Raw genomic sequence first — 13,953 nt, forward strand, 5'->3', positions numbered from 1 at the left:
AGAAGTGGCTAAGCAGTACAGTTACAAAGTGCCAAAGTTTTTTGACACTCCTGTCTGAACTTCGCAACTTTGAAACTCTGCAACTATTTAACTACGTAACTATGAACGAAATCAAAATCTTCTCTCCCGCCACCATAGCGAACCTTTCGTGCGGTTTTGATGTGCTTGGCGTTTGCCTTGACAATATTGGGGACGAAATGGTTGTGCGTAAATCCAGTCAGCGCGGTGTGCGTATCACGCGAATTGAAGGTGCCGATTTGCCCTTGGAAACGGAACGAAATGTTTCAGGTGTAGCGGCATTGGCCCTGCTGGAAGAAGTTGACACCGACTTCGGGTTCGAAATCGAAATCTATAAGAAAATTAAGGCTGGCAGCGGCATCGGAAGTTCGGCAGCCAGTTCCGCCGGAGCCGTTTTCGGGATCAATGCGCTTTTAGGGCATCCATTTTCGGCCAAAGAACTGGTTAAATTTGCGATGCAGGGCGAAAAGCTCGCCAGCGGAAGTGCCCATGCAGATAACGTGGCCCCGGCACTGTTAGGGGGATTCACATTGGTTCGAAGCTACGATCCATTAGACATCATCAAGATTGAAAGCCCGTCTGAAATTTACGCCACCGTGATTCACCCGCAAATTGAGTTGAAAACCTCAGATGCCAGATCGGTGCTGAAACAGCATATTACGCTAAAAAGCGCGATTACACAATGGGGCAATGTTGGGGGCCTTGTCGCTGGTTTGTATACCCATGATTACGAACTGATTGGCCGCTCGCTTCATGACGAAATCGTAGAGCCAATCCGCAGTGTTTTAATTCCTGGATTCGACCGCATTAAGAAAACCGCAAAGGACCAGGGCGCCCTGGGCAGCGGAATTTCAGGTTCGGGACCTTCCATTTTTGCATTGAGCAGAGGAAAAGAAACAGCGGACAAAGTGGCCCACGCCATGTGTGCCGTGTATGACGAAATCAATTTGCCTTATGAAATCCATGTTTCAAAAATAAATGATGACGGGATCAAAATTTTGAGCACACAATAATCTTGCAGCACCTTTCGACTTTTGACTTTCGACTTTTGACTTTTGACTATAAATTTTCAACCACAATGAAATACTACAGCTTAAACCATAACGCACCAAACGTCTCTTTTCAGGAAGCGGTAATCAACGGGCTTGCTCCGGACCGCGGTTTGTATTTTCCGGAGAACATTGCGCCATTACCTGAAACGTTTTTTGAAAACATTGAAACGCTATCTAATGAAGCCATTGCGTTTGAAGCAATTAAACAATTCGTTGGTGATGAAATACCGGAAAAAGAATTAAAGCAAATCATTTCCGAAACCTTGTGTTTTGATTTCCCTGCGGTGAAGGTCGAAGAAGACCTATATTCGCTTGAATTATTCCACGGGCCTACCATGGCTTTTAAGGATGTCGGCGCACGCTTTATGGCGCGCTGTTTGGCTTATTTTAACCGAAACAATCCCGATTTGCACAACACGGTTCTGGTGGCCACTTCAGGAGACACTGGTGGCGCTGTAGCAAGCGGTTTCCTCGGGGTAAAAGGGGTCGATGTGGTCATCTTATATCCTTCGGGAAAAGTGAGCGACGTACAGGAACGGCAATTGACAACTTTAGGACAAAACATAACTGCGCTTGAAGTCGACGGCGTTTTTGACGACTGCCAGGACATGGTCAAACGCGCGTTTTTGGATGAAGATTTGAAATCCCAGAACCTCACTTCGGCCAATTCGATCAATATTGCACGCTGGCTGCCGCAGATGTTTTACATTTTCTTTGCGTACAAACAATTAAAAAGGGAAAACAAACCGTTGATTATTTCGTGTCCAAGCGGAAATTTCGGGAACATTTGTGCCGGAATTATGGCGAAACGACTCGGATTGCCCATTGCGCGTTTCGTAGCTTCGACGAATGCCAACGACACGGTTCCAAGGTTTTTAGAAAATGGTGCATACGACCCAAAACCATCTAAGGCGACCATCTCAAACGCTATGGATGTTGGGAATCCAAGCAATTTTATCCGGATCCAGGAATTGTACCACAATGATTTAACGGAATTCGAAAAGGATTTTTCATCGTATGCTTTTACCGATGACGAGACCAAAGCAGCGATGAAGCGCATTTACCAAAATTCAAAATACGTCGCCGAACCGCACGGAGCTGTAGGTTATTTAGGCCTTAAAAAAGAAATGAAATTGAATCCAGGAAGCGTCGGCGTATTTTTAGAAACGGCACACCCGATTAAATTTCCGGAAACGGTGGAGCCACTTTTGGGAATTACGCTTGAAATCCCAGCGCAAATAAAGAGCGTGTTAGGAAAAGAGAAAAAAAGCATACAGATTAACTCTTATGACGAACTTAAAGATTTCTTAAACCATTAAGGAATTAAGGTAATTACCGATGAATAGAATGCTTAATGATCTTAATCCCTTAATGGTTCATACTTAAAATCGCACCCATTTCCTGCTGTATTTTCAATGCCTCTTCCCGCGCCTTTTCAGCAAAATCTTTTTCTGCGGAAGCGTAAATGATGCCGCGTGAAGAGTTTACCAATAACCCTACATTTTCGTTCATTCCGTATTTGCAAACTTCAGACAAGCTCCCGCCCTGTGCCCCGACACCCGGAACGAGCAGGAAACTATCGGGGACAATTTTACGGATTTCGGTAAAATATTCCGCTTTCGTAGCACCGACGACATACATCAACCGGTCTGCGTTTTTCCATGTTCTTGAAGTTTTCAGGACTTGCTTGTAGAGTTCCGCTCCATTGGCATCCAAAGTCTGGAAATCGAAAGCCCCTTCATTAGAGGTCAGCGCCAGCATAATCGCAAACTTGTTTTCAAAAGTCAAAAATGGTTCGACGGAATCCTTTCCCATATAGGGCGCCACGGTTACCGAATCAAATTGCAAATCCTCCAAAAATGCCTTCGCATACATTGTTGATGTATTTCCAATATCACCACGTTTGGCATCTGCAATTGTGAAAATTTCAGGATGGTTTTCGTTCAGGTAATTAATCGTTTTTTCCAGTGCGATCCAACCTTTAATCCCATAGGCCTCGTAAAATGCCGTATTCGGTTTATAGGAAACCGCCAAATCATGGGTAGCATCGATAATCGCCTTGTTGAATTCGAAGATGGGGTCTTCAGTCTCCAGCAAGTGTTTCGGAATCTTACCTAAATCGACATCGAGGCCAATACAAAGAAAGGATTTTTTTTGGTGGATTTGTTGCGTAAGTTGTGCTGTAGTCATTGATAATAGTTGTGTGCCAAAGTTAAGGAAAATGCCCTAGCCCCGATAGAGCCGATATCCTTTTTTGCAAAAAAAGATAAAGGCGATAGCGGGAATTAGCTCCAAAAAAAAATGCCCGCTATAAAGCAGGCATTTCTTGACTCTTGTATCTAAAATCTATTTTCTCAATAAATTTCACTCGCTTCCTTCAGTTTCTCCATATTGTTAACGAGCTGCAGCTCATCAACCAATTTCTGAATTTTACCGTTCATCACACCATCCATATCAAAAACATCCATACCAATACGGTGATCGGTAACGCGGCCCTGTGCGTAATTGTAGGTGCGGATTTTCGCAGAACGGTCTCCTGAACTTACTTGTGAAGTACGCTTTTTAGCATCTTCTTCCTGTTTTTTTGCTAATTCCTGTTCGTACAAACGGGAACGCAAAACGCCTAATGCCTTGTCCTTATTCTTATGTTGTGACTTCTGGTCCTGGCATTGTGCCACCAATCCGGTTGGGATGTGGGTCAAACGAACGGCAGACTTGGTCGTATTTACCGATTGTCCGCCAGGCCCTGAAGAACAGAAAAAGTCGACCCGCACATCGTTCATGTCAATCTGCACGTCGAATTCCTCGGCTTCAGGAAGCACCATAACGGTCGCGGCAGAAGTATGCACGCGGCCTTGCGTTTCCGTTTGTGGCACACGCTGTACACGGTGTACGCCGGCCTCAAACTTTAAAGTTCCGTATACATCTTCGCCGGTCACTTCAAAAATTACCTCTTTAAAACCGCCTGATGTTCCTTCATTCATATCGACCACTGAGGTTCTCCAGCCACGACCTTCACAGTATTTTGTATACATGCGGAACAAATCCCCAGCAAAAATACTCGCTTCATCCCCACCCGTTCCGGCGCGTATTTCGACCATGACATTTTTGGCGTCTTCTGCGTCTTTTGGGATCAGCATGAACTTAATCTCTTCTTCGAGCTCCGGTAATCTTTGTTTGGCTTCCTCGAGTTGGAGTTGTGCCATTTCGCTCATTTCCGGGTCGCTGCCGTCGGAAATAATTTCGTTTGCCTCGTCAATGTTACCGAGTACATTCATATATTCCTCGCGCTTCTCATTGAGTGCTTTGAGGTCCTTGTATTCCTTATTTAAAGCGACATAGCGCTTTTGGTCGGCGATCACATCCGGCTGGATGATCAGGTCGGATATTTCGTCGAAACGCTGTTTTACGTATTGCAGCCTGTCTAACATTTTTTTTCTATTTGGAGTGCAAATTTACGTAAAAAGATCGGAAGTTCAAAAGTTCGTAAGATTGCGAGGAATGTCTGGAAATTCCCCACTCCCGATCTGACAGACTTTTGAACTTCCGATCTTTTTCCGCGTTAGGAATCAAAGCGAAAATCCATTGTCTAACGAAGTGATGCGAGGAAAAGATTACCTTCGGTCAGTTTTGCCTTTGGCCACGCGTGCTGGCCCTGAAAAAGTTACACTAACCAGTGTGGTAAAGCCAGAATAAACTACGCAACTTTTCGATTGTTAATTACTTTTTAGGGCAGTTCCCGATATAAGTTTTACCTTTGCTTTCCAATTTTAAAAAGAATTTTTATGGTTTATAAATTCAGGGTGATACTCGATGCCGAAGAAGATGTTTTCCGTGATATTGCCATACAGGACGGGGATACACTTGAAGATTTCCACAATGCCATTGTGAACGCTTTTGGTTTTGACGGTAATGAAATGGCTTCGTTTTACACCTGCGACGACCAGTGGAACCAGGATGAGGAGATTTCGCTTTTTGATGGCGGTGATGTTCCCGGCGAGCAGATGATCATGTCAGATTACCTGCTTTCACAGCTTCTGGATGAAGACAACACCAAGATTATTTATGTTTATGATTTCCTGAACATGTGGACATTCCTTGTGGAACTGGCTGCGATTGAGGAGCCGCAATTGGGAGAAAGCTATCCCGCCACCTTGTTTTCCCACGGTATCATGCCCGCTGATGCGCCGGACAAGCAATTCGAAGCCGATGAGAATGAGTTCGGGTATGAAGAGGACGGCTACGACGAGGACGACCTGGATGAATTCGACAGCGGCGAGAACTTTGAAGATTATGGATTTGAGGAAAATTGGAATTAGGTTAATTAATAGTGAATAATTAATAACTAATAATTCAAAACTTCCCAAATTAGAACAATATATCCACCCCAACAACAATCCAAACATTATTAATTATTAATTGTTAATTATCCATTAATTAAGTGATCAACCTATACAACGCACACATCGAATCGCTTTCCATCCACCGTGTTGGAAACAAATCCCGTAACGAATCAACCTTTTTATCTGATCAGCCTTTCGGTCTTAAGGATGAAATTGTTCCTTTAATCAAAGAGTATTTCTTTAAACCGTTCCGTGACAAGGAAGAAAATTATTTCCAGTTTGCCCACGAAGTCGATTTGGATTATAATGACATGTTTAAGTTTGCTTCGGAGATTTTTGAAAATCCGTCGAACGTACATGACATTTCCAAGAAAATCACGAACCACCTGTATGAGCAGTCAAACCATCCGCACATCAAAAACGGTGAGGTTTATGTGACTTACCTAACCAATATCACCATCGATAATAATCCCGTAGATGTTATCGGGATTTTCAAAAGTGAATTGCAAACTGATTTCCTGCAGTTCGAGGAAAAAGGCACGGCACTTGAAATGATATTACAACAAGGAATCAACCTGAACAAGCTCGACAAAGGCTGCCTGATTTTCAACTACAAAAAAGAAGAAGGCTACAAAATCCTGACTGTCGACAGCAACCGTTATGATGCACGTTACTGGCTCGAGCATTTTCTATCTGTCGACGCCTTCCAGGACGAGAATTTCATCACCAAAAAATACCTGAAATTCTGCCAGGATTTCGCTAAAGATGTCGTGCTTCCCGCAGAAGATAAAAAGGAAGAAGTGATGTTCATGAACCGTTCCGTGAACTATTTTGCAAAGAATGACCAGTTTGAGGAAACGAACTTCCTGAATGAGGTTTTGGACAATCCGGATTTAATTCCTGAGTTCAAAAACTACAAAGTCGACAAGGGGGAAAAATACAGCATCGAAGACGTGACTACGTTCCCAATTGCGAATGCCGCCGTTTCGGACGCGCGCAAGAAAATCAAAAATGTGATTAACCTCGATACGAATATCCAGATAAAACTCGATTTCATCAACCCCGAAAGCGCCGAAAAATTTGTTGAAAAAGGCTGGGATGAAGAAAAACAGATGTATTACTATCTGGTTTATTTCAACAAGGAACAGAAGAGTTAATTGAAAATTAATAATTAACAATTAATAATTAGAAGCCGGACGATTTTTGCAATGCCCCAAAAAAGTTACATACTAGTTGGGGCATTATAAATTATCCGGCTTTTTTATTGACTTTGCTTAGCATTATCAATTATCAGATGAAGAAAAACAGATGTATTACTATCTGGTTTATTTCAACAAGGAACAGAAGAGTTAATTGAAAATTAATAATTAACAATTAATAATTAGAAGCCGAACGATTTTGCAATGCCCCAGAAAAGTTACATACTATCTGGGGCATTATAAATTATCCGGCTTTTTTATTGACTTTGCTCCGCATTATCAATTATTAATTATCAATTGTCAATTGTTAATTGTTAATTCCTCATCAGCGTGCCCATCCCACCGTTAATCCCAATTACCTGGCCCGTAATCCATTTGGCCTGATCTGAGAGCAAATACGCCGCCATTGCAGCAATGTCTTCCGGCTGGCCAATTTGCTTCAATGGATGTTTGTCCGCGTTGGCTTCGCGCTTCGCCTCCGAATTCAGGAGTTGTCCCGCCAACGGAGTGTCTGTTAAGGATGGTGCTATACAATTGACCCTGATGACAGGTGCAAGCTCCGCAGCCAGGGATCGGGTCAATCCTTCTACAGCTGCTTTTGATGCCGCGATACTGCTGTGAAACGACATACCTGTTCCAACTGCAACCGAGCTGAATAACACAATGCCCGGATTTTCAGCCTGTTTCAAATTCGGAAGATACCCCTTAATCAAACGTACAGCGCCCAAAACATTAAGCTGGAAATCTGCCGCGAAATCCTGTTCCGTAAACCTTTGGAATGGCTTTAGATTGATGCTGCCGGGACAATAAATGATTCCGTTCACTGGTCCGGTAACTTCCGGCAATGCGTCGCCCGAAGTAAAGTCATACGGTATAAAACGGCAGTTTTGCAGTCCGCCTAAATTTCCCGCGCTACGGCTCAGTGCGACGATGTTGTTTCCGAGATCAGTCAGTATTTTCGCAAGTTCGCTCCCAATGCCACTGCTGGCACCGGCGATGATGTATGTCTTTTTATCCATTTTAGCTGATTATTTTTGGTGAAGGTATAAAACCGCTGCCGCTTCATTTGTTGAACAAATATTAAAGTTTCTTAATATTTACTACCCTACGCAACCTTTGCTCTTTTCAGGCGTCTAAAGCTTAAATGGTTTAAGGTTAGTTAATAAAGGTCCATAATTGTTTTTGTTTTAAATTGGAATGCGCTTCGCCCCACACGAAGCGCATTTCTTGTTTTACGGCTTACTGCAACTGTCAACCCTCCTTTTTTGTGGGCGCCACCTGCTATAAATTTGGGGAAATTTGCAGACTCCGTAACAAATCGCCCTATCTTTCGTCCAACGATAAACAAAACCGAAATATATTGGAAACAATCCTATCCATTAAAAACCTGTATAAAAATTACGGCAAGGTAAAAGCTGTCAAAAACGTATCCCTTGAAATCCAAAAAGGCAATGTCTACGGCATCCTTGGCCCAAATGGCAGCGGGAAATCGACCACACTGGGAATCGTGCTCAACGTGGTCAACAGGACTTCCGGCAAATACTCCTGGTTCGGCGGGAAAATGAATGACACCGAAGCATTGAAACATGTAGGCGCCATTATTGAACGGCCAAACTTCTACCCGTACATGACGGCCGAGCAAAACCTAAAACTGGTTTGTAAAATCAAGGGGGTTAATTTTTCAAACATCCAAAAAAAACTGGAAATCGTAGGCTTGCTGGATCGGAAAGACAGTAAATTCAGTACGTTCTCGTTGGGTATGAAACAGCGTCTTGCTATCGCATCGGCCCTGCTTAACGATCCGGAAATTCTAATTTTGGACGAACCAACAAATGGTCTGGATCCGCAGGGAATTCACCAAATCCGCGAAATCATCAGGCAAATCGCCGCATCCGGGACGACCATATTGCTGGCGTCGCATCTGTTAGACGAAGTGGAAAAAGTGTGTTCTCATGTATTGGTGTTGCGGAAAGGCGAAATTCTATATTCCGGTGTGGTGGATGGAATGACCTCAAATGAAAGCTTTTTTGAACTTCAGGCTGAGAACATGTCCCTGCTGGCCGATACATTGGCACAGCATACTGCAGTGAAGAAAGTGGTTCTCGAAGAATCGAAAGCAATTGCCTACCTAAGTGAAGACATCAAATCAGACGAATTAAACCGTTGGCTCTTCCAGAAAAATATCGCGCTAACACACCTGAACAAACGCAAAAACAGCCTCGAGGAACAATTCCTGGAACTCACCGCCGAATCTGACTCCAACACCAAATAACATGAAAAGATTACTATCTATAGAGCTCCAGAAAATCTGGAGGAACCGTTCCAGCAGGATATTGACCATAACCTATTTTGCGCTGCTTGGCACGGTTGCACTTCTGGCTTCAGTAAATTTCAACTTTATCGGAATTAACGCGCGCCTCGCCGATCTTGGTATTTTTAACTTCCCATATATATGGCATTTTAACCTGTTCATTGCGTCATACTTTAAGTTTTTTATGGCCATTATCATTGTTTCGATGATTGCCAACGAATACAGTTATGGTACTTTAAAACAAAACCTGATTGACGGACTGTCGAAAAAAGAATTTGTAGCTTCAAAATTCCTGACGATTTTACTTTTTGCTGCTATCTCGACTATTTTTATGTTCATTATCACTTTGATTCTCGGCTACAGTTTTTCATCTTATAATGAACTCTCGATCGTTTTCACCGATTTAGATTATCTATTTGCCTATTTCATACGGATAACTGCTTTCTTCAGCATGTGCCTCTTCTTCGGTTTTCTGATTAAACGTTCTGCATTTGCCATCGGTTTTATATTGGTGTGGTATATCATTGAAAAAATTCTCATGCAAGGATTCAGGATTCCAGGATTTTTATCCGATCTCCTGCCCTTAGAATCAATGTATAACCTGACCAAGGAACCTTTTACGCGTTTGAGCGCGATTAAGAATCTTGAAACGGTTTCAAATAATGGTCATGAAGTAGTAAGAGATTATGGTATTCATTTGTCCTCCATAATGATTGCGATCGTATGGATCGTTATATTTTTGTTAATGTCCTATAAATTGCTGAAAAAACGGGATTTGTAGTATCTTTGCGCCCGCTATGGATATTCAGAAAAGACCCTATTTCTTTTGGCTCCTGATGGCTTTTGCTTTTAACGGCAATGCCCAATACATACAAATTGACGAAAATCGAACGCCGCAACAGCTGGTGAAGGACGTACTCATCGATAATCCCTGTGCCGACGTTTCCAACATAGCTGTCAGCGGGTGGTCGCAGAACAGCGGGGGTACTTACGGTTATTTCACTGCCGGCACCAGTGCTTTTCCCTTTGCCGACGGGATTATTTTAAGCACCGGTTTGGTGGCTTCAGCGCCCGGACCTAACAATTCCATTTTAAGCGAAGGTCCTACATCCTGGCTTGGTGACGATGACCTGGAACAGGCGTTAGGCGTGAATAACTCCATCAATGCCACTGTTTTGGAATTTGATTTTTTGCCACTGGCAAATAAGTTCAGTTTTGAATATATGTTTTCCTCGGAACAGTACCTTTCCAATCCCTCTTCAAACCAATGTAATTATACTGACGGTTTTGTATTTTTATTAAAAGAAGCGAATTCAGCAAATCCTTACCAGAACCTGGCGGTTGTTCCCGGAACAAGCATTCCGGTAAAAGTGAATACCGTACGCGGCCCCGGAACAGTCTGTCCAGCAGCCAATGAGCAATTTTTCGGCGGGTTTAACGGCGCGGAACATCCAACAAATTTCAATGGCCAAACCGTAATCCTTAAGGCTGAATCTCCCGTTACTCCAAATGTTTGGTACCATATCAAACTCGTTGTCGCGGATCAGGGAAATAATCTATACGACTCTGCTATCTTTTTAGGTGGTGGCAGTTTTAAAGTGCAGAAAGATCTTGGGATCGACAGACTGCTTTCAACCAACAACCCTGTTTGTACTAACGAAACGGTGGTGCTCGACGCTACTGAACCTGGAAACAACGGTTATCAATGGTTTCGCAATAATATTCCCATTTTTGGAGCAACCAATCCACAATTTCAGCCTCTTCAGGAAGGGCATTACAGTGTGGAAATCACTTTAAATTCGACAGCCTGCAAATCTACGGGTGAAATAACCCTTGAATTTTCTGCTCCGCTTGACAATAGCCCTGTTAACATCGTACAATGTGACGATAATAATGATGGTATGGCAGTGTTTAACCTTTATAAAGCGAATGACCGCATCCTGGCAAATAGTCCGGGTGTACTGTTTCAAGCCTATTATGAAGATGCATCGGGAACCAATATCATCGCTGCTCCCGACAATTTTACATCCGGTCCGACAACCGTGTATGTAAAAATAGCAAATGAATACGAGTGCACGACAATTGTACCCATCAGCTTACAGATTGCAAACAATTCGCTTCCGGCTGCGCCTTCAGCAGTTGCCTGTGACAGTGACAACGATGGTTTGTATCCTTTCACGTTGTCTACGGACATCACGCCGCAAATTACTGTCGGACTCCCGCCAGGCATCAGCATAAAGTATTATCTGAATCCTCAGGAAGCTGCTTTGGAGCAAAATCAACTACCCGATACTTTTACAACTACTGAGGCCTTCCAACAACAAATATGGGCGGCACTGACAAATGGCCCGGATTGCTATGGCTTAATACCCGTAACATTGACCGTAAATGTCTTTTCAGGCGTTGGACTCGACAATGAAAACCTATTTCTCTGCGAGGGAAGTGCGATTCCGCTTGAGGCACCTATGGGATTTTCGTCATACAAATGGAACAATGCTGCACAGTCGGCAACCAGAATAATTTCCGTTGACCAGTCCGGAACTTATACGGTTACCGTAACGGATGCCAATGGGTGTGAGGGCTCCAAAACTTTCATTGTAACGGATTCAGGCGAGGCCACCATCAACGCGATTGACATTATCGATTTTCAGGGCGACAGGAATACCGTCCAGGTCAATGTGAGCGGAGCCGGCAGCTATGAGTTCTCTCTGGACGGCCAGCAATACATTGATAATTCGATTTTTACGGATGTCGTTTCAGGTGCATATACAGTATATATTCGCGACAGGAATGGCTGCGGCATCGTGACAAAACCGATTTTGGTGATGGATTACCCGAAGTTTTTCACACCCAATAACGATGGCATAAACGACATTTGGCAAATTCCGTTTTTACGCCTTTATCCTTCCGCCCAGGTGGTTATTTTTGACCGATATGGGAAAGTCGTTTATGGTTTTGGAGGGAGCGGTAATGGTTGGGATGGAACACTGAATTCAAATCCTTTGCCTTCAACGGATTATTGGTTTACTATTTCAATAGACGATCGTATTATCAGGGGACATTTTGCGCTCAAAAGGTAAAATTCCTTACATTTGAAATCTTATGTACGCACATGAAAAAACTGTTACTACTGATATGTATCCTTCTAAATCTTCACTGTTTTTCACAATTCAGTAAAACACATTATATCCCACCCTTATCAAACTCGGATGCTCAGGAACCCCAAGGGCAGTTTATGTATATTTCCTGTCCGAGCCTCACTCCAGTAAATTTTAAAATTATAGCACTGGGAGGTTCCGTAGTTGCGGGTACGGTTTCCAGAGATGCACCATATGTATTCAATATTGGTTCAGGTTTTAATACGCAGTTAATGGTTAACAGCTTTGACGTGAATGCTGTAATGCAAAATAAAGGGTACATTGTTGAAGCGGAAGACCAGGTCTATGTAACCGTCAGGATGACGACTACGCCTCAAAATTTTCAAGGTGGAGGGTTGGTGTCAAAAGGTCTTGCGGCGCTGGGTACGCAATTTCGCGTGGGTGCTTTTATTAATACCGGCATCGCCGGAACAAATGAAAATCATTACACCTTCGCTTCCGTTCTGGCGACAGAAAATAACACACAGGTTACTTTCAGCCCACCGCAGGCTAATATTGGAATTACGTTGCTCAACCATGAAACTTTTGCGAATACGCCTCAAACGGTAACATTGAATCGTGGCGATAGCTTTTCAATTGCGGTACAAGGCCCAAATGCCGCAAATGCTGACGGACTAATTGGTACGCTTATCAGTTCTGATAAACCGATCGCGGTGAATTGCGGATCGATTGCCGGGACAGATGGGGACGCTTCCAATCTAGACCTTGGTTTTGACCAGATTGTATCTGCTGAGCGAACAGGCACAGAATATATTTTTATCCGTGGGAATGGACTGGATGTGGTGGAACGGCCCCTGATTGTGGCTAATGAGAACAACACCGAAGTTTTTCTGAACGATAGCATGGGCGCTTTCATTACATTAAACGCAGGCCAATATGTCGCGTTAGATGGTTCTCAATACAGTGCCGACGGAAATCTGTACGTGAGGACTTCTCACCCTGTTTTTGCGTATCAGGGCATGGGTGGACAGATCAGTCAGGCAAACCAAAACATGTGTTTCCTGCCTCCGCTGAGTTGCGAAACCCCAAGGGTTATTGACAATATTCCGCTCATCAATGAAATTGGTGGGCTTACCGATTTTATTGGCACCGTAAACATCGTTACTGAAACCGGCGCTGAGCTGTCATTTATCATTAACGGGGTAACCTATGCGTTCGCTGATTTGCCACAGGGAATTACCGCAAACGGCCCGTTTAATGTGCTTGGAACCGCTAACTACCAAACCTATACCTTTCAGGGGCTAACAGGAAATATCTCAGTATATTCCACGAAGCAGGTATACCTTTCTTATTTTGGCTCCAGTGGCGCCGCTACTTACGGTGGCTTTTATTCCGGATTTACATTCAAACCTGAAATCGCATTTAAAAATGTAGACACAAGCATTACTTCTAATTGTATTCCGAATATTGAACTTTCTGTAAATATCCTGACCGCCTTCGATACTTTTCAATGGTACTTCAACGACGACCTTATTGTGGGCGCCACCGATAGAACCTATGTTCCCTCCGAACCAGGATTTTATTATGTGAAAGCGGTTATCTCCGCCTGTAACACGGAAAAAATATCCGACAAAATACCGGTTAGTTCCTGCGCCGCTGACACTGACTCAGATGGCACGAATGACAATGCCGATATCGATTTTGATAATGACGGCATTTCCAACTGTGTCGAATCGTTTGGCGACGCTTCGGTAAATCTTTCCGTGACCAACAATGGGCAGATACAGGTAGGCACCTACTCAAACCAATATACCCTTAGTTCAATTCCAGGCGCCGGCCCGCAACCGGCCAACCCTTTTACAGGAAATCCCGATGGTAGCTTTATTGTTGAAACTGCTGCCGGGATTGGAAATTCCATTTCTGAAAAGATCT

At 43.5% G+C, this 13,953-nt stretch carries 11 protein-coding genes; 8 read left to right on the forward strand and 3 right to left on the reverse strand.

From position 1 onward, the window contains the following. Window positions 1–101: 101 nt before the first annotated feature. Together CFE23_RS03030 and thrC are read left to right on the forward strand one after the other, a co-directional pair. On the forward strand, window positions 102–1,031 hold the full coding sequence (locus tag CFE23_RS03030; protein ID WP_291083812.1) for a homoserine kinase: 930 nt from the start codon (window positions 102–104) through the stop codon (window positions 1,029–1,031). Window positions 1,032–1,096: 65 nt separating this feature from the next. Continuing rightward, window positions 1,097–2,389 carry a threonine synthase gene (thrC, locus tag CFE23_RS03035; RefSeq protein ID WP_291083814.1) on the forward strand — a complete coding sequence of 431 codons (1,293 nt, stop codon included), beginning with the start codon at window positions 1,097–1,099 and terminating at the stop codon, window positions 2,387–2,389. 49 nt (window positions 2,390–2,438) lie between these two features. Here thrC and pyrF read toward each other — a convergent pair whose 3' ends face one another. Both pyrF and prfA read right to left on the reverse strand, forming a co-directional pair. Then, window positions 2,439–3,260: an orotidine-5'-phosphate decarboxylase gene (gene pyrF, locus CFE23_RS03040; RefSeq protein WP_291083816.1), complete on the reverse strand. Its 822-nt coding sequence runs from the start codon at window positions 3,258–3,260 to the stop codon at window positions 2,439–2,441. Window positions 3,261–3,424: 164 nt separating this feature from the next. Further along, window positions 3,425–4,501 carry a peptide chain release factor 1 gene (gene prfA / locus CFE23_RS03045; protein ID WP_291083818.1) on the reverse strand — a complete coding sequence of 359 codons (1,077 nt, stop codon included), beginning with the start codon at window positions 4,499–4,501 and terminating at the stop codon, window positions 3,425–3,427. Between the two features lie 354 nt (window positions 4,502–4,855). Between prfA and CFE23_RS03050 the strand changes: the two genes are divergently transcribed. Both CFE23_RS03050 and CFE23_RS03055 read left to right on the forward strand, forming a co-directional pair. Beyond that, on the forward strand, window positions 4,856–5,389 hold the full coding sequence (locus CFE23_RS03050; protein ID WP_291083820.1) for a hypothetical protein: 534 nt from the start codon (window positions 4,856–4,858) through the stop codon (window positions 5,387–5,389). Between the two features lie 122 nt (window positions 5,390–5,511). Beyond that, window positions 5,512–6,570 carry a nucleoid-associated protein gene (locus CFE23_RS03055; protein ID WP_291083823.1) on the forward strand — a complete coding sequence of 353 codons (1,059 nt, stop codon included), beginning with the start codon at window positions 5,512–5,514 and terminating at the stop codon, window positions 6,568–6,570. Between the two features lie 356 nt (window positions 6,571–6,926). On the opposite strand, the gene CFE23_RS03060 is transcribed toward CFE23_RS03055, so the two are convergent. Next, window positions 6,927–7,631: an SDR family oxidoreductase gene (locus CFE23_RS03060; protein ID WP_291083826.1), complete on the reverse strand. Its 705-nt coding sequence runs from the start codon at window positions 7,629–7,631 to the stop codon at window positions 6,927–6,929. Between the two features lie 341 nt (window positions 7,632–7,972). Between CFE23_RS03060 and CFE23_RS03065 the strand changes: the two genes are divergently transcribed. From CFE23_RS03065 to CFE23_RS03080, 4 genes are all read left to right on the forward strand, one after another. Beyond that, window positions 7,973–8,884, forward strand: coding sequence for an ATP-binding cassette domain-containing protein (locus tag CFE23_RS03065; protein ID WP_291083829.1), 912 nt, complete (start codon window positions 7,973–7,975; stop codon window positions 8,882–8,884). A gap of 1 nt (window position 8,885) precedes the next feature. Beyond that, complete coding sequence (locus CFE23_RS03070) at window positions 8,886–9,704, forward strand: ABC transporter permease subunit (protein WP_291083833.1); 819 nt, start codon at window positions 8,886–8,888, stop codon at window positions 9,702–9,704. Window positions 9,705–9,720: 16 nt separating this feature from the next. Further along, window positions 9,721–12,003 carry a choice-of-anchor L domain-containing protein gene (locus tag CFE23_RS03075; RefSeq protein WP_291083836.1) on the forward strand — a complete coding sequence of 761 codons (2,283 nt, stop codon included), beginning with the start codon at window positions 9,721–9,723 and terminating at the stop codon, window positions 12,001–12,003. Window positions 12,004–12,035: 32 nt separating this feature from the next. Continuing rightward, on the forward strand, window positions 12,036–13,953 hold a 1,918-nt coding region (locus tag CFE23_RS03080), incomplete at its 3' end, for an IgGFc-binding protein (RefSeq protein ID WP_291083839.1).

The organism is Flavobacterium sp. BFFFF1 (assembly GCF_002256285.1).
Classification (GTDB): domain Bacteria; phylum Bacteroidota; class Bacteroidia; order Flavobacteriales; family Flavobacteriaceae; genus Flavobacterium.

What these genes read in the sequence shown, in the direction of transcription:
- CFE23_RS03050 (WP_291083820.1), top strand. Translation starts at nt 4,856, where the DNA reads ATGGTTTATAAATTCAGGGTGATACTCGATGCCGAAGAAGATGTTTTC.
- CFE23_RS03075 (WP_291083836.1), top strand. Translation starts at nt 9,721, where the DNA reads ATGGATATTCAGAAAAGACCCTATTTCTTTTGGCTCCTGATGGCTTTT.
- thrC (WP_291083814.1), top strand. Translation starts at nt 1,097, where the DNA reads ATGAAATACTACAGCTTAAACCATAACGCACCAAACGTCTCTTTTCAG.
- CFE23_RS03070 (WP_291083833.1), top strand. Translation starts at nt 8,886, where the DNA reads ATGAAAAGATTACTATCTATAGAGCTCCAGAAAATCTGGAGGAACCGT.
- pyrF (WP_291083816.1), bottom strand. Translation starts at nt 3,260, where the DNA reads ATGACTACAGCACAACTTACGCAACAAATCCACCAAAAAAAATCCTTT.
- prfA (WP_291083818.1), bottom strand. Translation starts at nt 4,501, where the DNA reads ATGTTAGACAGGCTGCAATACGTAAAACAGCGTTTCGACGAAATATCC.
- CFE23_RS03060 (WP_291083826.1), bottom strand. Translation starts at nt 7,631, where the DNA reads ATGGATAAAAAGACATACATCATCGCCGGTGCCAGCAGTGGCATTGGG.
- CFE23_RS03030 (WP_291083812.1), top strand. Translation starts at nt 102, where the DNA reads ATGAACGAAATCAAAATCTTCTCTCCCGCCACCATAGCGAACCTTTCG.